This is a genomic window from Rhodobacter lacus, from assembly GCF_042683065.1.
Lineage (GTDB): Bacteria > Pseudomonadota > Alphaproteobacteria > Rhodobacterales > Rhodobacteraceae > Rhodobacter > Rhodobacter lacus.
The window spans coordinates 23,006-42,107 of the sequence record NZ_JBHUIX010000009.1 but is presented as its reverse complement, the minus strand read 5'-3'; the positions used below and the strand labels follow the sequence as shown (position 1 = coordinate 42,107).

Here is a 19,102-nt window from a genome sequence, read left to right as displayed (position 1 = left end):
CCTGAGGCGGGCGCGCGGCGCCGCGCTGCCCGCGATCAGCGCCCCGTCAGCCAGTTGGCAAAGCGCGCATAGCCGGAGGTTTGCGCCCGCATGCTGTGCGCCTCATGCCGGTCTGCCATCGCGTAAAGCTGATACATCCCGTGGATGCCCAGCCAGCGCAGCGGCTCAGGCTCCCATTTGCGCGGCAACCGGTTTACCCAGGGCAGCGCGCTGCGCTCGGTGTCGTGCCCCAGCACCAGATCGGCGAGCGTCTGCCCCGCGAGATTCGAGGTAGAAACACCCAGCCCCACATAGCCCCCCGCCCAACCGATGCCGGTTTGCGGATCAAGCCCGACCGTCGCGCACCAGTCGCGCGGCACGCCCAGCACCCCGCACCAGGCATGATCAAGGCGCAGCCCCCGCGTTTGCGGCAGCATCCGGTAGAGAATGGCCTTGAGCGCGGCAATCGTCGCCGCCTGCGTCTTTCCGGTCTCATCAAGGCCCGAGCCAAAGCGATAGGGCACGCCGCGCCCGCCCATGGCGATGCGCCCCTCACGGGTGCGCTGCGCGTAACAATAGGCATGCGAGGCATCGCCCAAGAGTTCCGCCCCTTGCCAACCGATCTCGTCCCAAAGCGCCGCGGGCACGGGCTCGGTCACCACAAGCGCACTGTTGAGCGGGATCCAGTCGCGCGCATGCCCCGGAAGGCTGGGGGTAAACCCCTCGGTCGCGCGCAAGATCCGGTCCGCCGCAATGGTGCCGCGCGCGGTCGTCACCCGGTGCGGGGCGATGCCGATGACCTCTGTGTCTTCATAGATCGGCACGCCGAGGCGCTCCACCACGGCGGCGAGCCCGCGCACCAGCTTGGCAGGCTGCACCCGCGCCACACCATGCGTTACCAGCGCGCCCAGCGCCCCCGGCACCGTGATCCGCGCCGCCGCCGCCGCGCCCTCAAGCAGCTCCACCCGTTCCGGGCCAATTCCCCAATCGCGCTCCTCGGCGAGGCTCTCGCGCAGCCGCTGCATCTGCGCGGGGCTGCGGGCGTAGGTCAGGCAATCGGTTTGCAACAGATCCGCCTCGATCCCCTCGGCGGCACAGATGCGCGAGATCTCCGCCACCGTGCCGCGCAGATGCCGCTCAAAGGCGATCACCCCCGCGCGGCTGCCGGTCTGGAGGTATTTCTCGCGGCTCCAGCCGAACTCGCCCGAGCACCAGCCGCCGTTGCGCCCCGAGGCGCCAAAACCGGCAAAGTGCTTTTCCACCACCGCGATCGAGAGCGCGGGATCGGCCCGCTTGAGATAGTAAGCCGCCCAGAGCCCGGTAAAGCCCGCGCCGATGATGCAGACATCGACCGCGATGTCACCGGGCAAGGCCGGGCGGGGCTTCGGCAAGCCGCCCATATCGGCAAACCAGAACGACACCTGCCCATTCGTCATATCGGTCATCATGGCCCCTCCCCTTCAGCCCCTCCCCTTCGGCCCCAGCGTCTCGCCTGTCGGGGGCGGAGGCAAGCCCGATCTGCAGCGCATCGCAGCGCCACGGCCTTGCGGGCGTAACGACCGCGCCCCCGGTGCGGAAACAAGGCCAAAGGCGCGCCTTTGCGCATAATTTGATCATCTTTCGCACCCCGGAAAAACCGGGTATTCTTGGCGCTTCGATCAGCCCGAAAGGACGACGGTGGACAGCTTCGCCCCAAGAGAGCCCGCGCATCTGAGCGTCTATCGCGGCATCCGCGATCTGATCCTGTCGGGCGATCTGGCACCGGGGCATCCGGTCACGATTCAGGGGCTTGTGGCGCGGCTCGATGCCGGGGTCACGCCGGTGCGCGAGGCGATCCGGCGGCTGACATCAGAGGGCGCGCTGCAGTTTCACGACAACCGCCGCGTCACCGTGCCGATCCTCAGCGTGGCGCAGGTGGATGAGCTGATCTTTGCGCGCAACGCGCTCGAACCCGAGCTGGCGCGGCGTGGTGCCCTGCGGGCCGGGGCGCGCGAGATCGACCGGCTCGCCGGCATCGACGCGGCCCATACCGCCGCCATCGCAGAGGGCAACACGCGCCAATACATGGTGCAAAACCACCGCTTTCACATGACGCTTTATGCGCTGGCGGGAACGGAGGTCATTTTGCCGGTGGTCGAGGCCTTGTGGCTGCGTTCGGCCCCGGCGTTGCGGGTGATGTGCGGGCGGTTTGGCACCTCGAACCTGCCCGACATGCATCAAGCCGCGCTCAAGGCGATGCGGGCGGGCGACCCGGCGGGCGTGGCCGAGGCGATCCGGCTCGACATCCTGCAGGGGATGGAAAATGTCCGCGAGCTTCTTGCCGCGGCGCAGCCCGGCTGAGGCGCCGGGCTGCCGCCCTTGCCTCAGGCGCTTTTGTTCAGCCCTTCCGCGGTGATGCGCTCAAGCGTTTCATCAAGCGATTTCAACGCTCTCTCGATCAGAATGTCGATCTCGGCGGGGGTGATGACGAGCGGCGGCGAGATGATCATGCGGTCCCCCACATGGCGCATAACGAGGTTGTTGGCAAAGCAGCGCTCGCGGCAGATATAGCCCACCGTCCCCGCTTTGGAGGCAAATTTGGCGCGCGCCTCCTTGTTCGGCGTCAGCGCGATCGAGCCCATCATGCCGATGATCCTGGCCTCGCCCACCAGCGGATGCGCGGCAAGGCTTTCCCATTTCGCCTTGAGATACGGCGCGGTCTCGGCGCCGACGCGGGCGACAATGCCCTCCTCGTCGAGAAGCCGCAGGTTCTCGAGCGCGACAGCCGCCGCGACCGGATGGCCCGAATAGGTGTAGCCATGCGCGAATTCATCCGAGCCGTTGATGACGGCGGCGACCTTGTCCGAAACGATCGAGGCGCCCATCGGGATATAGCCCGAGGTCAGCCCCTTCGCGACGGTCATGATGTCGGGGGTGATGCCAAAGGTCTGGCAACCAAACCAGTTGCCGGTGCGCCCGAACCCGGTGATCACCTCATCGGCGATCAGCAAGATGTCATATTGGCGGCAGATGCGCTGGATTTCCGGCCAGTAGGTCGCGGGCGGAATGATCACGCCGCCCGCCCCCTGCACCGGCTCACCGATGAAGGCCGCGACATTCTCGGCGCCGATTTCGAGGATCTTTTCCTCCAAGAGACGCGCACGGGCGAGGCCGAACGCCTCCGGGCTCATCTCGCCGCCCTCGGACCACCAGTCGGGCTGCTCGATATGCACGATGCCCGGAATCGGCAGCCCGCCCTGTTCATGCATCCCCTTCATGCCGCCGAGGCTGGCCGCGCCCATGGTCGAGCCGTGATAGCCGTTCCACCGCGAAATGATCACATTTTTCTCGGGCTTTTCGAGCGCCTGCCAGTAGCGGCGCACCATGCGGATATTGGTATCGTTCGAATCCGAGCCCGACCCGTTGAAGAAGACATGGTTCAGATCGCCCGGCGCGAGTTCGGCCAGCCGCTGCGCCAGCTGGATCGCGGGGATATGCGAAGTCTGGAAGAAGGTGTTGTAAAACGGGAGCTGGCGCATTTGCTGGGCCGCCACCTCGGCCAGCTCGTCGCGCCCATAGCCCACGTTGACGCACCAAAGCCCGGCCATACCGTCGAGAATTTCCTCGCCCTCGCTGTCGGTGATCCAGACCCCTTTCGCCTTGGTGATGATCCGGGCGCCTTTTTTGGCCAGCCCGTTGCCATCGGTGAACGGGTGCATGTGATGGGCCGCGTCGAGGGCTTGAAGCTCGGCGGTGGGGAGGTGGTTTTCGAACATCGACTGTCCTTTCCGGTCTGGATGCCGCGGGGCGGCACATCGCGCCGGGAGCGGCGCTGCATGGGCAGCTTGGCCCTTTCCCAAGATATGATCAAATTACCGGGCGCCGTCAATCCGCCGCATCAGCGCCTCGCCCGGCGCCCCCGCGATTCGCGCCGCGCCACGGGTCACAACCTTAGGGCGAGCGTCGAATCCGCTCTCGAGGCAGGGCGATGAATTTCTGTGCGCTTGGCGAGTTACAGGGCGTCAAACGAAAGAAAGCCTTGCCAGCACGCCGGATCGCCACAAAACTCGCCTTAATATGATCAAATCCGAAAGGATCTGGCGTGGCTGCTCCCGTCATCTCGGCACGCAATCTGGTGAAAGCTTTCGGCACGGGCGAATTCGCGGTGCGGGCGCTCGACACCGTTTCCCTCGACATCCGCCCCGGCGAATTCTTCACGCTTCTTGGCCCCTCGGGCTGCGGCAAAACCACACTTTTGCGGCTGTTTGCGGGGTTTGAGATGCCCAGCGCGGGCACGATCTTGCTGGATGGCGAGGATGTCACCACCCTGCCGCCGAACCGCCGCCCGATCAACACGGTGTTCCAGAGCTATGCGCTGTTTCCGCATCTGAGCGTGGCCGAAAACGTCGGCTTTGCGCTCAAGATGCAGGGCAAGCCGCGCGCGGAGATCGAGGCGACAGTGGCGAAGATGCTCGCGCTCGTGCAGCTTGAGGCGATGGCCGGGCGCAAGATCACCCAGCTGTCGGGCGGGCAGCAACAGCGCGTGGCGCTGGCGCGCGCGCTTGCCCCCCACCCCAAGGTCTTGCTTCTTGACGAGCCCCTTTCCGCACTTGATCTCAAGCTGCGCAAGGAAATGCAGGTCGAGCTGAAGCGGCTGCAGAACGAGACCGGGATCACCTTCATCTTCGTCACCCACGATCAGGAAGAGGCGCTGACGATGTCGGACCGGATCGCGGTGATGAGCGCGGGCAAGCTGCAGCAGGTGGGCACGCCGAAAGAGATCTACACCCATCCGATCAATCGCTTCGTTGCGGCCTTCATCGGGGAGACGAACTTTATCGAGGCCGTGGGCGAGGCGGGCGGCGCACGGCTCAAGACCGGCGATCTGATCCCGGTCGAGGGCGTGCTGCACGGCCCCGTGACCGTCGCGATCCGGCCCGAGCAGTTGCGGCTGGTCGCGCCCGAGACCGCGCAGGCGATCCCGGCGACCGTGCGTGATCTGGTCTATTTCGGCACCGATACGCATTGCCACATCGCGCTGGCCGATGGCACCGCCCTTACCGCGCGGCTGCAAAGCCCGGCGAATGGCGAGGTCGGTCTGGGCATCGGCGACAGGGTTGGCGTTTTGCCCACCCCGGGCGCCGCACAGCTTTTGAGGGAGTGAGATGAGCGCGGCGGAAGAGGCGCAGCGCGCCCGCACCACCCGAAACGCCTGGGCGCTGGTTGCCCCCGCGCTGATCGTGCTCTTTGCCGCAGCGATCGGACCGCTCGTTCTGGTGCTGATCTACTCTTTCCTGACGCCGGGCGACTACGGCAACGTGGTCTGGCGCTTCTCGCTCGAAGGCTGGCAAAAGGTCGTGGTCGAGCGCGACATTTTTGATGAAACGCTGCATCTGGCACAGGCACATCTGACAATCTTCTGGCGCTCGGTCAGCCTGTCCTTCGTCACCACGGTGCTCTCGTTCTTTGCGGGCTTTCCGACCGCATGGTTCATCGCCACGCGCCCTGCAAGCCAGCGCGCCTTCTGGCTGTTCCTGATCACCCTGCCGTTCTGGACGAACCTGTTGATCCGCACCTTCGCGATCAACCAGATCATCCGCAACGAGGGGCTTTTGAACACGATCCTTCTGAAGCTCGGGATCATTTCGGCCCCGCTGCAGATGACCTATACCGAGGGGGCGCTCCTGATCGGCATGGTCTATGTCTACCTGCCGCTGATGGTGCTGCCGCTCTATGCCGCGCTCGAACGCTTCGACCGGCGGCTGCTTGAGGCGGCCTATGATCTTTACGCCTCGCGCTGGCAGGTGCTGCTTCGCGTCGTGCTGCCGATTGCGCGGCCGGGCATCGTCGCGGGCTCGATCCTTGTGTTCGTGCCCTGCCTTGGCGCCTATGTGACACCGCGCATTCTGGGCGGCGGCAAGCTGATGATGATCGGCAATTTCATCGAGCTGCAATTCGGTCAGGGGCGAAACTGGCCGCTCGGCGCCGCGCTCTCGATCGTGCTTCTGGTGATCGTGATGGCGGCGCTGCTGGTCTATGTGCGCGCGATCAACGGGGAGAAACGCGATGGCTGAGCCCCGCCCCTTCCGTGTTGTGGATCTGCCGGGCGTTGGCCCGACCGCGCTTTTGGTCTTTGCCGGGCTCTATGCGCCAATCGTGACGCTGGTGGTCTATTCCTTCAACGCCGCGCCCTCGGTCGCCACCTGGGATGGCTTCACCTTCGCGTGGTATCTGAAGGCCTGGCACAACGATGCGGTGATGAATGCGGCCGCCAATTCGCTGATCATCGCGAGCCTTGCCGCGCTCTTGTCTACCGTTCTGGCCACGCTGGCCGCGCTTGGCACCACCCGCCGCCCGGCGTTTTTTGGCATCACCGCGATCTATGCCGCAATCAATCAGCCCTTGATGGTGCCCGAGATCGTCACCGCGGTGGCGCTCTTGATCGTGATTGCCGCGATCAAGGCCGCCACCGGCTATTCCGGGCTGGGCTATCTGGTGGTCGCGCATACCGCCTTTTGCATCCCCTTTGCCTATCTGCCGATCCGCGCGCGCCTTGAGGGCATGGATCTGACGCTCGAAACCGCCGCCGCCGATCTTTACGCGAGCCCGTGGCAAAGCTTCCGCTTTGTCACCCTGCCCCAGCTCACGCCCGGCATTCTGGCGGGCTGGATGCTCGCCTTCGTCACCTCGCTCGATGATGTGGTGATCACCGAATTCATCAAATCCCCCGGGCAGGACACCCTGCCCACCTACATGCTCGGCCAGCTGCGCCGCGCCATGACCCCCGACATCAACGCGCTGTCCGCCGCCCTGCTGGGGCTGACGCTGGTGCTTCTGTCGGGGTTTTTCCTGCTCAGCCGCCGCAAGAGCTGAGAGATATGAACGCACCAACCGGGAGACGACCAATGAAAAAACTGCTTGCCGCCTCAGCGATGCTTTTGGGCAGCGCAACGCTTGCCGCAGCCGAGGGGGAGCTTTTCCTCTACAACTGGGGCAACTACACCAGCCCCGATCTGATCAAGAAGTTCGAAGAGACCTATGACGTCAAGGTCACGATCACCGATTTTGACAGCAATGACACGGCGCTGGCCAAGGTCGAGGCGGGCGCCTCCGGCTTTGATCTCGTGGTGCCCTCGGCGGGCTTTGTCGGGATCTATGCCGACAAGGGCCTGATCCAGAAGCTCGATCTGAGCCGCCTGCCCAACCACAAGAACATTGCCCCGCAATGGATGGATGTGGCCTGGGACAAGGGCCGGGAATGGTCGATCCCGTGGCAATGGGGCTCGACCGGGATGACCGTCAACACCAAGGTCTATACCGGCGACATCAACACCTCGGCGATCTTCATGGAGCCGCCGGCGGAGCTTGAGGGCAAGATCAACGTGATCCCCGAAATGGGCGACGTGATGGCGCTTGCCACGATGTATGCGGGCGGCAATGTCTGCTCGGACGATCCGGCGGTGATGAAAAAGGTGCGCGATCTGCTCGTGGCCGCCAAGCCGAAATGGCTGTCGATGGATTATTCGACCGTCGAAAAGATGACGAACAACGACTATGCCGCGACCGTGGACTGGAACGGCTCGGCGATGCGCGCGCGGCTGGGCAATGCCGACGTGGCCTATGGCTATCCGAAAGAGGGCTATGGCCTGTGGATGGACAATGTCGTGCTCTTGCAAGATGCCAAGAACGTCGACAACGCCTATCTGTTCATGGATTTCATCATGCAGCCGGAGAATGCGGCGATGCTTTCGGCCTTCGCGCGCTACGCCAACGGCATCGCGGGCTCGGAGGAATTCCTGCCCGATGACATGAAGGGCGCGCCCGAGCTGACGCCGCCGGCAGAATTTGCCGACAAGGGGCAGTTCGTGACGATCTGCACCGGCAAGGCGCTCGACTACCAGAACGCGATCTGGACCGAGCTGCAAAAGTAAGCCGCGCGCAAAACCTTTGTGACCACGCCCCGCGTCCCGGGGCGTGGCCGTTTCTCTTGCGAAAGCGCCCGCCATGCCGACCCCCGACCTGATTGTGACCAATGCCCGCATCCTGACGATGGACAGGGCCTGCCCCCGTGCCGAAGCGATTGCGCTGGCGGGCGGGCAGATCCTCGCTCTGGGACGCACGCCCGAAATTCTGGCGCTCGCCGGCCCCGCAACCCGCGTGATCGACGCGCAGGGCCGCAGCCTTTTGCCCGGCTTTTTCGAGGGGCATGTGCATCTGGGCCTGGGCGGGGCGGAGCTGTCGCATCTTCATCTCGACACGCTGCATGGCACCGCGGCGGTGAGCGCGGCCTTTCGCGCCTTTGGCGCGCGCCACCCCGAGCGGCCCTTGCTGATGGCGCAGGGCGCCGATTACGGCATGCTCGATGCGCCGATCACCCGCCATGCTCTCGATGCGATGATCGCCGACCGCCCGATTGCGATGATGTCCCACGACCACCACACGGTCTGGGCCAATACCGCAGCGCTTGAGGCGACCGGGCTCATGCGCGGCGCGCCAACCCCGCACGGGCATGAGGTGGTGCTGGACGAAACCGGCCTCGCCACCGGCGAATTGCGCGAGTTCGAGGCTTTCGGGCCGATCATCGCCATGATCGGCGAGGCGCGCATCAACCTTGGCATCGCCACCGGCGAAGAGCCCGCGCGCCCGCCCACGCCCGAAGAGCGCGCCACCGACAAGGCAATGCTGCTTGCGGGCATGATGCATTGCGCCAAACACGGTGTCACCAGCCTCGTCAACATGGATGGCAACCGCTACACGCTGGAGCTGCTTTCCGAAATGCAAGCCGAGGGCCAGCTGCCCCTGCGCGTCAAGGTGCCGTTCCACTTCAAGCCGCATATGGGGCTTGAGGCGCTTGAGCGCGCCACGGCGATGACGCGCGATTTTGACAGCGACTGGCTCAGCTCGGGCTTTGTGAAAATGTTCATGGATGGCGTGATCGACAGCCGCACCGCCTATATGCTCAACGATTACGTCGATGCGCCCGGGCACCGCTCGGAGCCGCTCTTTGCCCCCGAGACCTTCAAGGCGATCGCCACCGAGATCGACCGGCGCGGGCTGCAGATCGCGGTGCATGCGATTGGCGATGGGGCGGTGCGCACCACCATTGACGGGATCGAAGCGGCGCAAGAGGCCAACGGCCCCCGCGACGCGCGCCACCGCATCGAACATATCGAGCTGATCGACCGGAGCGACATTCCCCGCCTTGGCGCGCTTGGCCTCACCGCCAGCCTGCAGCCGCCCCACCCGCCCGGCGCGATGGAGTTTCCGCTGGAGCCGACGCTGAGCCGGATCGGCCGCGCGCGCTGGCCCGATGCCTATCTGTGGAAGACGCTCAAGGCCGAGGGCGGCGCCAAGATCGCCTATTCGAGCGACTGGCCGGTGACCGATGTCTCGGTCCTGCGCGGCATTCATGCCGGGGTGACGCGCGCGCCTTTCGAGGGCTGCACCGACGAGCGGCTGAACCTGATGGAAACACTCTATGCCTATACCGCGGGGGGCGCATGGGCCGCGCATCGCGACCATGTCACCGGCACGCTGCGGGCCGGGATGGCGGCCGATCTGGTGATGCTGGGCGGCAATATCGAAACCTGCGCGCCCGAGGCGATCCCCGATCTTGGCATTGCGCTGACGGTTTGCGGCGGGCGCATCCTGTGGGAGGCAGACACCGCCCCCACGGCGCCCTAACGCCACGCCCCAAGCGCAAGCTGCGGCCCCGCCCAAAGAGGCCGAGGCCGCGGGCCTTCAGCGTTAGGCCTGGAGCGCCTCGCGCTTGGCAAGGGCCGCGAGCACGATCGCGGCGCCATCATCAATCGCATGGTCGATGGCCACGCGCGCCTGCTCGGCATCGCCCGCCCGCAGCGCCGCCATCAGATCATTGTAATTGCCATGGGTGTCGATCGCCGCGCGCTCCTCGGGATAGAGATAGTTGAACCCCGGCCCGACCTTGAGCCAGAGCATCTCGATCACGCCCAAAAGCGTCGGCATGCCCGCCGCACGATAGAGCACGAAGCGGAAATCCTTGTTCAACGTCAGCGCCTGATGCGTGTCAGACCCGGCTTTTGCCGCGAGATAGCGTTTGAGCAGCTGCTCCATCTCGCCGAGTTCCTGCGCGGTGATGCGCGGCGCCGCGTTGAAGGCCGCCAGCCCCTCGACCGCCTTGCGGATCTGCGCAATCTCCGAATATTGCGCCACCGTCAGTTGCGGCACCCGGAATGATTGCGCGGGCTCTGCTGTCAGCACCCCCGAAGCGGCAAAGCGCACCAGCGCCTCGCGCACCGGGGTGATGCTCATCCCCAACGAGGCGGCGAGATCTTTTGTCACGAGTCGCGTGCCCGGCGCGAGCCGCCCCTCGATCAGCGCGGCCCGCAATTCATCTTCCACATGAGTCACAAGCGACTTGCGCGGGGCGGCCGTGAATAAGGTTGTGCTCACTTTATCCTCTTCATTCGTCGGATCTGCTCACTTTTTTGACACCCGGGAGGATGCAGTCGTGCCTTGATCGAAAAAATATATCATATATCGTGCAGCGTCTATAGGGCTTGAGACATCCGCGCCCCCGGAGAAAAGACCAACCCCCTAAGGAAGTGAAGGCGAAATGAACAGATTAGTGACAACGGCCCTCGCAACGGCCCTGATGCTGCCCTTCGGCCTTGCCGCCCAAGCGGCGGACCTGACGATTGGCCGCGCCGCCTCGACCACGGCTATGGACCCCGGCTTCCTGCGCGAAAGCGCCACCATCGTCGACAATATCTTCGACACGATGGTGATGCGCGACAAGGACATGAAGCTTGTCCCGGGCCTTGCGACCTCGTGGAAAGCGATTGATGACACGACCTGGGAATTCACCCTGCGCGAAGGTGTCAAGTTCCACAACGGCGAGGATTTCAACGCCGATGCGGTGAAATTCACGCTCGAGCGCGTGCTCGACCCGGCGGCAAATTCTCCGACCGCCTCCTATATCCGCACCGTTGATCATGTCGAAGTGGTCGATCCGACCACCGTGCGCATCATCACCAAGGGCCCCGATCCGCTTCTGCCGACGCGGATGAGCCGTTATCCGGCCTATATCGTGCCGCCGAAATACGTGCAGGAGGTGGGCAATGACGAATTCGCCCGTCATCCCGTGGGCACCGGGCCTTACAAATTCGTCGAATTCATCCCCGACCAGCATGTGATCCTGGAAGCGAACGCCGATTACTGGCGCGGCAAGCCCTCGATCGACAAGGTGACGTGGCGGGCGATCCCGGATGGCACCGCGCGGGTGACCTCGCTGCTGACAGGTGAGGTCGATCTGATCGAAAACGTGCCGGTTGACCTTGCGCCGATGATTCAGGCCGGGGGCGATGCCGAGCTTGTGCAGGTGAAAAACGGCGGGCTGACGATCTATCTGGGTCTCACCGGTGCCGAGGCCCCGCTTGACAATGTGAAGGTGCGCCAGGCCCTGAACATGGCCATCGACCGCAAGGGCATTGTCGACAATATCCTGCAAGGCCTCGCCTCGCCGCGCGGCACGCAGGTGGGCGCGGCCGATTTCGGCTATAAGGATATTCCGGTTCCGGCTTATGATCCGGCCAAAGCCAAGGCGCTTCTGGCCGAGGCGGGCTATCCTGACGGGTTCTCGATCACCATGCAATCGACGCATCGCTACATGAAAGACGGCGAGGTCGCGCAAGCGATCGCGCAGGAATTCGGCGATATCGGCGTGAAGGTGAACCAGGAAGTGCTCGACTGGTCCGTTTACATCCAGAAAGTGCCGATGACCGGGCCGATCTACATGCTCGGCTGGGGCTCGACCCAGACGCTCGACGCCGATGCCGCGATCTATGCGATCATGAAGAGCGGCGAGCCCTATTCGACCGTGAACATGCCCGAACTCGATGCGCTCCTTGATCAGAGCCGCAGCGTGATCGACCCGGCCAAACGCGCCGAAGTGCTGGGCCAAATTCAGGATTATGCGGCCCAGAACGTGCCGTTGATCCCGCTTTACCAAGAAGATGCGCTTTACGGGAAGGCCACCGACGTCACCTTCGAGGGGCGCCCGGATGCCCGTATTCCGGTCTTCGACATCGAGAAGCAGTGAGCTGATGAAGAGATACTGGGGTGTCAGGGAAAATGTGGACGCGATCTTCGCGTCCACACTCCTCTTGGCCGTTGTGGTGCTTTGCCTGACACCGCTCTTCTGGCCGCTCGATCCGATCCGTGGCGTGCTGACGGCAACGTTCAAGCCGCCGCTGAGCGAGATTGGCGGCCAGCTTCATCCGCTGGGCACCGACCAGCTCGGGCGCGACCTGCTTGCCCGGCTCGGGCTGGGCACGGCCATCTCGCTTTCCATCGTGATCTCGGCTTCGGTGATCTCGGTGTTGCTCGGCACGAGCCTTGGCATGATCGCGGGCTATTTCGGCGGCTGGTTTGACATCATCATCATGCGGGCGGTGGATATTCAGCTCGCCATCCCCTTCATCTTGCTCATTCTGCTCATCGTTGCCGTTGTCGGCCCGAGCATGCTCAACCTCGTGGCGGTGCTTGGCATCACCGGCTGGGCGATCTTTGCCCGTGTTGCCCGCGCAAAAACGCTCGAAATCCGCGAGCTGGAATATATCGACGCCTCGCGCGCGATCGGCCTTTCGAACATGCGGATCATCTTCCGCCATGTGCTGCCCAATATCGTCGGCCCGCAAACGGTGCTGATGACGCTCGACCTGCCACGGCTGATCATCCTGGAGGCCTCGGTGGGCTTTCTCGGCCTTGGCGTGCAGCCCCCCACGCCCACGCTTGGCAACCTGATCGGCGAGGGCAAATCCTTCATTCTGCTCGCAAACTGGCTCGTGCTCTATCCGGGGCTCGTGATCGGGGCGCTGGTGATCGGCTGCAACCTGCTGGGCGACTGGCTGGTGCGGCGCGCCGACAAGAGGAGCGCATAAGCCGATGAAAACCCTCAAATTCATTGCCGGACGCGCGCTGCAGGGCCTGCTTGTGATGTTCGGCGTCTCGATGATCGTGTTCTTTGCGCTCTTCCTCACCGGCGATCCCGCCGCGCTGATGATGCCGCCCGATGCCACCCGCGCCGAGCTTGAGGCCTTCCGCGCGGCGATGGGCTACAACGATCCGGTCTGGGTGCAATATGGCCGCTTTCTCGCCCATGCGCTGACGGGCGATCTGGGCAATTCGCTGCGCTTCCAGCGCCCGGCGCTTGATCTGCTCATCGAACGGCTGCCCGCGACCGCCCTTCTGGCCTGCGTGGCCTTGATGTGGAGCTCGCTTCTCGGCTTTTTCCTTGGCACCGTTGCCGCCGTGCGCAAGAACAGCGCGATCGACTTTGCCATTCGCGTGATCTCGCTCCTTGGTCAGGCGATCCCGGTGTTCTGGCTCGCGCTTTTGCTGATCATCTTCTTCTCGCTCAAGCTGCGCTGGCTGCCCTCAAGCGGCATCGGCGGCTGGGAACATCTGATCATGCCCTCGGTGGCGCTTGGGGCCTATTATCTCAGCGCCATCACCCGGCTTGTCCGCGCCAGCCTGATCGAGGTTCTGGGCGAGAATTACATCCGCACCGCCCGCGCCAAGGGTATCTCCTCCTGGCGCATCATTGTGCACCATGCCTTGCGCAATGCGCTGATCCCGGTGATCACGGTGCAGGGGATGTATTTCGCCTCGCTTCTGGGCGGTGCGCTGGTGACGGAAATCATCTTTGCCTGGCCCGGCATCGGGCGCCTTGCGGTCGATGCGATCCAGAACAAGGATTTTCCGGTGGTGCAGGCGGTGGTGCTGTTTGCCGCGGTGGTCTTTGTGGTCGTCAACTTCCTCGTCGATCTCGCCTATGTCTGGCTTAACCCGAGGATCCGGCTGTGACCTCCGAGACGGTGTTTGCGGAGGCGCTTGCGCTCACCCGCCTCTGGTGTGCGATCCCCTCGGTGCGGGGCAATGACGCGGCGATGCGCGCGCAGGCCGATGCGCTGGTGGGCTGGATGCAGTCCGACCTTGGCGCCAAGATCATCGCCCGCACGCCCGCCAGAGGCCGCGCCGAGGTGCTCCATGCCCGCATCGACATCGGCGCGCCGCGCACGGTGATCCTTTACAACATGTATGACGTGATGCCCGCGCAGCGGGAGGGCTGGTCCGTCGATCCCTGGGAAGGGGGCATCCGCGATCTGCCCGGCGTGGGCGAGAGCTACATTGCCCGCGGCGCCGAGAACAACAAGGGCCCGCTCGCGGGGATGCTGTGCGTGCTCAAGGCGCTCGTCACCTCGGGGCGGCTTGGCGTCAATGTCGAGATCCTGCTCGATGGCGAGGAAGAAAACGGCAGCGGCGGCATGCGCGCCTATCTGGAGGCACCCGATTGCCCGGTGCGGCCCAGCGCAGCCGCGATCTTCCCCTCGTTTTGCGAATATGGCGGCGGCCCGCCACGGGTTTACCTCGGCTTTTCGGGCATCGCGCGCGGGGCGGTTGTGGTCGAGGGCGGCGCCTGGGGCGGGCCGAAAACCGCGATCCATTCAAGCAATGCGCCCTGGATCGCCAATCCCGCCGCGCGGCTGGTGGAGGCGCTTGGCCGGATCGGCACCGCGCCCACCGGCACACTTGGCCAGATCACGCTTGATGACGCGGCCGCGGGCATCACCGCAAAGCTTGCGGAAACCTTTGACCCGGCCGCAGAGCTGCGCTTTCGCAATACCGAGTGCTTTGCGGTTGCGGGCGATGCGCTGGCGCTGCTCTCGCATGTGCTCACCACCGCCTCTTTCAACATCTCGCGGATCGAAACCCAGCCCGCAGCGGGAGAGGGCGTGATCCCGCAAGGCGCGCGCGCGGGCTTCGAGCTGCGCGCCCCGCCGGGGCTCGACCCGGCCGATTATCTGGCGCGCATCGCCGAGGATCTCACCCGGCTTCCCGGCGCGCGGCTGGAGCTGGACGACAGCTATCCCGGCACCCGCTTTGGCGCCGAAACGCCCGGCGTTGCGGCGCTGCTGGCGGCTTATGCCGAGAGCGCGGCGCAACCGCCGCAGATCTGGCCCTGGGCGATTGGCGCGGCACCGGGCTATGCTTTTGCCCGCCACGCGCGCTCCTTCCTGCTGGCGGGCGCGGGCCGGGGCGGCAACGCGCATGGGATCGACGAATTCATGACGCTTGAGGGCTACCGCCGCTTTCTCACCTCCGTTGAGCTGTGGCTTGTCGCAATGGCGGAGGGCGCGCGATGATGCCGATGCGCTATCTTTCCACCACCGATCTGTTGCAGCTTGGCCTGATGGACTGGCCCACGGCGCTGCGCGATGTCGCGGCAACGATCCGGCTTTTGCACAGCGGCGACGCCGGGATGGTGCCCGAAAGCGTGATGTCGCTCGGCCTTGACCCGCGCAGCAAGGCTTACGGCCTGCCCGCCTTTGTCGGCGGGGGGTATGATGCCGCGGGGCTGAAATGGACCCTGCACCGCCCGGCTGCGGCGGCTGACAGGCCCGCGATCACCTCGACCACGCTTTTGAACGCGCTTTCCGATGGCCGCCCGCTGGGCATGGCGGAAAGCGCGCTGATCACCCGGGTGCGCACCGCCGCCGTCTCCGCCACGGCAATCCGCGCGCTTCTTTCGCACCCGCCACGCCGGATTGCGATCCTGGGCGCCGGGGGGCAGGCCGAGACCCATCTTGACATGGTGCTCGCCCTCTTCCCCGCGCTTGAGGCGATTGATCTGTGGAACCGCACCCCTGCCCGCCTTGATGCGCTGATCGCGCGGCGCGCCGCGGTGCCGGGGCCGGAGCGGATTGCGCATGACCAGCTCTCCGAGGCGATCGCGCAGGCCGATGTAATCTTGTGCTGCACCTCCGCGCCCGACCCGTTTGTGACGGCAGAGGCGGTGCGACCGGGGCGGCTGATCGTTCAGGTCGGCTTTCACGAGGTGACGTTTGAGGCGATTGCTGCCAGTGACGCGGTGTGCGTTGATCTTTGGGGGGATTTTGCCGATAAAAGCGCAAAGAGCCTGTTTCAGATGTATCGCGCCGGGGCCTTTTGCGAGGCGCAGGTCAAGGCTGACCTGCCGCGGCTTTTGATCGAGGGCTGGCACCCGCCCCCCGGGGCCGCGCTCTATTTCTCGAGCTTCGGGCTCAACGTCTTCGATATCGCCTTTGCGGCGCGGCTGATGCGTCAGGCCGAGGCGCAAGGCATCGGAACCCTGCTTCCGAGCGCCTGACCCTGGCGCCGATCCGCGCCCCCCATTCCAGCAAGGAGCCCTCCATGATTGTCACTGCAGCCGCGCTGAAAGCGCTTCTGTCGAGCGGCGACTATATCCCCGTCGACACCCGCGCAGAGGAAGATTATCGCGCGGCGAGCCTGCCCGGGGCCGTCAATCTTGATGTTTACAGCTATTTCATCCCCGAAAGCAGCGAGGAGGGCGTGGCCCGGATGGCTGCGGGCGCGCAGGAAGCCTTTGCCCGTCTCGGGCTCGACGGCGCCCGAAAGCCGGTGTTCTTCGAGCAGAAAACCGGGATGGTCGCACCGCGGGGGCTGTGGTTTCATGAACTGGCCGGGTTCGAGGGCGGCATGATCCTTGATGGCGGGATCGAGGCCTGGCTCATCGCGGGCGGCGAAACCGCGCCGGGCACCGGCGCGCCCGAGGCCATCACCCATGGCGCGGCGCCCGCGGCACAGTTCCGCCGCGATCTGGTGGCAACCACCGAGGATGTGCTCCATCACACCGAGCGCGGCACCGAGATCTTCGATGTGCGCCGCCCGACGGAATATGACGGCAGCTTCGTGCATGCGTGCTGCGCGCGGCCCGGCCGCATCCCGGGGGCGCATTTTGCCTTTTATGAAGACATGCTGAGCGAGGGCTATTATCGCAGCGCCGAAGAGATTGCCGAAATCGCCCGCAACGCCGGTCTTGCCCCCGAAGACAGCATCATCACCTATTGCCACCGCGGCGCGCGCGCGGCGACCGCGCTTTACGGGCTGCGCCGGGCGGGCTTTGACAAGGTGCGCATCTACACCGGCTCGTGGCACGAATGGGCCGGCAGGGCCGATCTGCCAATCGAAATCGGCTGAACCGGCTTTGCCAGAAAAGCAAAAGGCCCCGGTGCGGATGCCCGGGGCCTTTCCTGTTGCCAAGACGCGGTCAAAGCCACTTCTGGATTTCGATCCGCCGCTCCGGCCCGACCAGCCGCGCGAGCGCGAAGGCTTTGGGGTCGAGCGTCGGTGTGACGCCCGATGCCATCTGCGCCAAAAGCTCGCCCGCCGCCGGGCCGACCCCGAAGCCATGGCCGGAAAAGCCCGTGCCGATCAGGCAGCCCGGAAGCTGCGCCACTTCGGAGATCACCGGGATCACATCGGGTGTGGTGTCGATCATGCCGCCCCAGCTTTGCGCCACCTGCGCCCCCGCAAAGGCCGGGATTGCCTTGCCAATCGTCTCCATCACCGATTTCAGCGCCGCGGCATCGGGCTCGGGGTCGAGAATGCGCACCGCCTCGTAGATGCTCGGCTGCTCAATCGGGCGGTGGCGATGCGCGATCAGTTCGGAAAAGAACGCCCGCCCGAAGCGCAGCTTGAGGGCGCGATATTCGAGCCGGAGCGCGGGCAGAAAATCGAACATGAAGCGGAAGCTGTCCGGCGAGATCTGCGAGACGCTGGTGGCGGAGGAGGCCAGCGAATAACCGCCGTCCTGCCGCTTGCGCAGCGCAAAATCGGAAAAGCTCATGCAGGGCTCGACGCCCGCATCAAAGGCGGTGGTGCGCAGCGCCGAGGAGAGCACCTTGAGTTGCGGCAGCCGCACCCCCGCCCGTGCGAGGAAATGCGACGACCACGCCCCCGCGGCAACAATCACCCTGCGCGCCCGGATCCGGCCCGCTTCGGTGATCACGCCCGCCACCCGGCCCGCCTCGATGTCGAGCGCGCGCACCGCGCAGCCCTGATGCACGAAGGCGCCAAGCTGGCGCGCGGCATTGGCAAAGGCCGGTGCGGCGGCCTGCGGTTCGGCTCGGCCATCCTCGGGCAGGTAGAGCGCGCCGTGGCAGCGCCAGTCGAGCCCCGGCACCATCTCGGCAACCTCTGCCGGCGACAGATGCACCGGCGCCGCGCCAAGGGGGCGGGCTTGCGCGATCCAGGTCAGATGCCGTGTGCGCGCCGCCTCGGTCTTTTCGACATAAACAATGCCGGTGCGCCGATAGCCGAGATCGGCGCCAAGCGCCGCGGCGAGACCGGGCCAGATCTCCTGCGCGCGCAGTGCGAGCGGGATCTCGCGCAGATCGCGGCCCGCGACCCGCACCCACCCCCAGTTCCGCCCCGATTGCTCGGCGCCGATCAGGCCCTTTTCAAGCAGCGCAACGCTCTGGCCCGATTGCGCCAGATAAAAGGCCGCCGCGGCGCCAACGATGCCGCCGCCGACAATGGCGACATCCACGGTTTGCGGCAGTGCGGGAGAGTTTTCGACGGGCACCATGGCAGGGCCACGGTGAGAAAGCTGGGCAGGCATGTCAGTAGCAGTCTTCGACGCTGTAATGGACGGGAATCTCGGAGATCGAGGCGGTTTTCGGGAGATCGAGCACCATGTGCACGATCTTGGCGATGTCTTCGGGCTGGGTGAGCGTGGCCGGATCGGGGCTCGTGAGCGCCAGCCCCATATCGGTCGCCACATAGCTCGGGCAGATCACGGTGGCGCGCACGCCAGACTCCTTGCCGCATTGGCGCAGCCCGTGCGAAAGCGCCAGCACGGCAAATTTCGACAGCGCATAAAGGCTGGAGCCGGGCGATTTCACCCGCTTGCCGGAGAGCGAAGAGAGGGTGACAACCCGGCCCGCGGGCGCCTTTTCCAGATGCGGCCAGGCCAGCTGGGCAAGCCGCATCGGCGATTTGACATTGACCGCGAAGGTGGTGTCAAAATCTTCCTCGCTGGCCTCAAGCACCGTTTTCGGGATCATGATGCCCGCGTTGAGCACCAGCCCGTCAAGCCGGCCAAAGCGCGCGATTGTCTCTTCCATCCAGCGTTTTTCGCTTGCCGCATCCATCGCGTCATAGCGGCACACGAGGCGGTCGCCGGCAGAGGGCGAAAGCCTCTCGGGGTTGCGCACGCCAAGGCTGACGCGCCAACCGGCCTCAAGGAGCCGCGCGGCAATGGCCGCACCGATCCCGCGCGAGGCCCCGCTGACCATCGCCACACGTTTCTCGCTCATCTTGC

Annotated in this window: 17 protein-coding genes; 12 read left to right on the top strand and 5 right to left on the bottom strand. The window is 65.2% G+C overall.

Annotated elements, in window-relative coordinates:
• Positions 1-35: 35 nt before the first annotated feature.
• Positions 36-1,424, bottom strand: coding sequence for an NAD(P)/FAD-dependent oxidoreductase (locus tag ACFSM0_RS07925; RefSeq protein WP_377389699.1), 1,389 nt, complete (start codon positions 1,422-1,424; stop codon positions 36-38).
• 232 nt (positions 1,425-1,656) lie between these two features.
• Here ACFSM0_RS07925 and ACFSM0_RS07920 point away from each other — a divergent pair, with 232 nt between their 5' ends.
• On the top strand, positions 1,657-2,319 hold the full coding sequence (locus ACFSM0_RS07920; RefSeq protein ID WP_377389030.1) for a GntR family transcriptional regulator: 663 nt from the start codon (positions 1,657-1,659) through the stop codon (positions 2,317-2,319).
• Between the two features lie 23 nt (positions 2,320-2,342).
• On the opposite strand, the gene ACFSM0_RS07915 is transcribed toward ACFSM0_RS07920, so the two are convergent.
• Entirely contained in the window at positions 2,343-3,734 is a 1,392-nt protein-coding gene (locus tag ACFSM0_RS07915; protein ID WP_377389028.1) for an aspartate aminotransferase family protein, read from the bottom strand.
• A gap of 326 nt (positions 3,735-4,060) precedes the next feature.
• Between ACFSM0_RS07915 and ACFSM0_RS07910 the strand changes: the two genes are divergently transcribed.
• The 5 genes from ACFSM0_RS07910 (at position 4,061) to ACFSM0_RS07890 (ending at position 9,642) form a co-directional block, all read left to right on the top strand.
• Positions 4,061-5,122 carry an ABC transporter ATP-binding protein gene (locus tag ACFSM0_RS07910; protein WP_377389026.1) on the top strand — a complete coding sequence of 354 codons (1,062 nt, stop codon included), beginning with the start codon at positions 4,061-4,063 and terminating at the stop codon, positions 5,120-5,122.
• Position 5,123: 1 nt separating this feature from the next.
• Positions 5,124-6,032, top strand: a complete 909-nt coding sequence (locus ACFSM0_RS07905) for an ABC transporter permease (RefSeq protein WP_377389024.1) — start codon at positions 5,124-5,126, stop codon at positions 6,030-6,032.
• On the top strand, positions 6,025-6,831 hold the full coding sequence (locus ACFSM0_RS07900) for an ABC transporter permease (RefSeq protein WP_377389022.1): 807 nt from the start codon (positions 6,025-6,027) through the stop codon (positions 6,829-6,831). The genes ACFSM0_RS07905 and ACFSM0_RS07900 overlap by 8 nt, the downstream gene beginning before the upstream one ends.
• A 32-nt stretch (positions 6,832-6,863) precedes the next feature.
• Positions 6,864-7,889, top strand: coding sequence for an extracellular solute-binding protein (locus ACFSM0_RS07895; RefSeq protein WP_377389020.1), 1,026 nt, complete (start codon positions 6,864-6,866; stop codon positions 7,887-7,889).
• A gap of 73 nt (positions 7,890-7,962) precedes the next feature.
• Positions 7,963-9,642 carry an amidohydrolase gene (locus ACFSM0_RS07890; RefSeq protein WP_377389018.1) on the top strand — a complete coding sequence of 560 codons (1,680 nt, stop codon included), beginning with the start codon at positions 7,963-7,965 and terminating at the stop codon, positions 9,640-9,642.
• A 63-nt stretch (positions 9,643-9,705) separates the two neighbouring features.
• Here the strand turns inward: ACFSM0_RS07890 and ACFSM0_RS07885 are convergent, their stop codons facing one another.
• Positions 9,706-10,389: an FCD domain-containing protein gene (locus ACFSM0_RS07885; protein WP_377389016.1), complete on the bottom strand. Its 684-nt coding sequence runs from the start codon at positions 10,387-10,389 to the stop codon at positions 9,706-9,708.
• Positions 10,390-10,552: 163 nt separating this feature from the next.
• Here ACFSM0_RS07885 and ACFSM0_RS07880 point away from each other — a divergent pair, with 163 nt between their 5' ends.
• Genes ACFSM0_RS07880 through ACFSM0_RS07855 form a run of 6 tightly spaced genes read left to right on the top strand, consistent with a single transcriptional unit; the run spans position 10,553 to position 16,977 of the window.
• Positions 10,553-12,037, top strand: coding sequence for an ABC transporter substrate-binding protein (locus ACFSM0_RS07880; protein ID WP_377389014.1), 1,485 nt, complete (start codon positions 10,553-10,555; stop codon positions 12,035-12,037).
• Positions 12,038-12,041: 4 nt separating this feature from the next.
• Positions 12,042-12,878 carry an ABC transporter permease gene (locus tag ACFSM0_RS07875; RefSeq protein ID WP_377389012.1) on the top strand — a complete coding sequence of 279 codons (837 nt, stop codon included), beginning with the start codon at positions 12,042-12,044 and terminating at the stop codon, positions 12,876-12,878.
• A gap of 4 nt (positions 12,879-12,882) precedes the next feature.
• Complete coding sequence (locus ACFSM0_RS07870; protein WP_377389010.1) at positions 12,883-13,803, top strand: ABC transporter permease; 921 nt, start codon at positions 12,883-12,885, stop codon at positions 13,801-13,803.
• Positions 13,800-15,143: a M20 family metallopeptidase gene (locus ACFSM0_RS07865; RefSeq protein WP_377389008.1), complete on the top strand. Its 1,344-nt coding sequence runs from the start codon at positions 13,800-13,802 to the stop codon at positions 15,141-15,143. The genes ACFSM0_RS07870 and ACFSM0_RS07865 overlap by 4 nt, the downstream gene beginning before the upstream one ends.
• Positions 15,140-16,126: a hypothetical protein gene (locus tag ACFSM0_RS07860; protein WP_377389006.1), complete on the top strand. Its 987-nt coding sequence runs from the start codon at positions 15,140-15,142 to the stop codon at positions 16,124-16,126. The genes ACFSM0_RS07865 and ACFSM0_RS07860 overlap by 4 nt, the downstream gene beginning before the upstream one ends.
• A 44-nt stretch (positions 16,127-16,170) precedes the next feature.
• A complete protein-coding gene (locus ACFSM0_RS07855) occupies positions 16,171-16,977 on the top strand; it encodes a sulfurtransferase (RefSeq protein WP_377389004.1) in 807 nt (268 codons plus the stop codon).
• Positions 16,978-17,047: 70 nt separating this feature from the next.
• Here ACFSM0_RS07855 and ACFSM0_RS07850 read toward each other — a convergent pair whose 3' ends face one another.
• Together ACFSM0_RS07850 and ACFSM0_RS07845 are read right to left on the bottom strand one after the other, a co-directional pair.
• Positions 17,048-18,367, bottom strand: a complete 1,320-nt coding sequence (locus ACFSM0_RS07850; protein ID WP_377389002.1) for an NAD(P)/FAD-dependent oxidoreductase — start codon at positions 18,365-18,367, stop codon at positions 17,048-17,050.
• Between the two features lie 34 nt (positions 18,368-18,401).
• Positions 18,402-19,097, bottom strand: a complete 696-nt coding sequence (locus ACFSM0_RS07845) for an SDR family NAD(P)-dependent oxidoreductase (RefSeq protein WP_377389000.1) — start codon at positions 19,095-19,097, stop codon at positions 18,402-18,404.
• Positions 19,098-19,102: the final 5 nt, after the last annotated feature.

What these genes read in the sequence shown, in the direction of transcription:
- ACFSM0_RS07850 (WP_377389002.1), bottom strand. Translation starts at nt 18,367, where the DNA reads ATGGTGCCCGTCGAAAACTCTCCCGCACTGCCGCAAACCGTGGATGTC.
- ACFSM0_RS07915 (WP_377389028.1), bottom strand. Translation starts at nt 3,734, where the DNA reads ATGTTCGAAAACCACCTCCCCACCGCCGAGCTTCAAGCCCTCGACGCG.
- ACFSM0_RS07895 (WP_377389020.1), top strand. Translation starts at nt 6,864, where the DNA reads ATGAAAAAACTGCTTGCCGCCTCAGCGATGCTTTTGGGCAGCGCAACG.
- ACFSM0_RS07875 (WP_377389012.1), top strand. Translation starts at nt 12,042, where the DNA reads ATGAAGAGATACTGGGGTGTCAGGGAAAATGTGGACGCGATCTTCGCG.
- ACFSM0_RS07905 (WP_377389024.1), top strand. Translation starts at nt 5,124, where the DNA reads ATGAGCGCGGCGGAAGAGGCGCAGCGCGCCCGCACCACCCGAAACGCC.
- ACFSM0_RS07890 (WP_377389018.1), top strand. Translation starts at nt 7,963, where the DNA reads ATGCCGACCCCCGACCTGATTGTGACCAATGCCCGCATCCTGACGATG.
- ACFSM0_RS07845 (WP_377389000.1), bottom strand. Translation starts at nt 19,097, where the DNA reads ATGAGCGAGAAACGTGTGGCGATGGTCAGCGGGGCCTCGCGCGGGATC.
- ACFSM0_RS07925 (WP_377389699.1), bottom strand. Translation starts at nt 1,424, where the DNA reads ATGACCGATATGACGAATGGGCAGGTGTCGTTCTGGTTTGCCGATATG.
- ACFSM0_RS07900 (WP_377389022.1), top strand. Translation starts at nt 6,025, where the DNA reads ATGGCTGAGCCCCGCCCCTTCCGTGTTGTGGATCTGCCGGGCGTTGGC.
- ACFSM0_RS07860 (WP_377389006.1), top strand. Translation starts at nt 15,140, where the DNA reads ATGATGCCGATGCGCTATCTTTCCACCACCGATCTGTTGCAGCTTGGC.
- ACFSM0_RS07855 (WP_377389004.1), top strand. Translation starts at nt 16,171, where the DNA reads ATGATTGTCACTGCAGCCGCGCTGAAAGCGCTTCTGTCGAGCGGCGAC.
- ACFSM0_RS07880 (WP_377389014.1), top strand. Translation starts at nt 10,553, where the DNA reads ATGAACAGATTAGTGACAACGGCCCTCGCAACGGCCCTGATGCTGCCC.
- ACFSM0_RS07870 (WP_377389010.1), top strand. Translation starts at nt 12,883, where the DNA reads ATGAAAACCCTCAAATTCATTGCCGGACGCGCGCTGCAGGGCCTGCTT.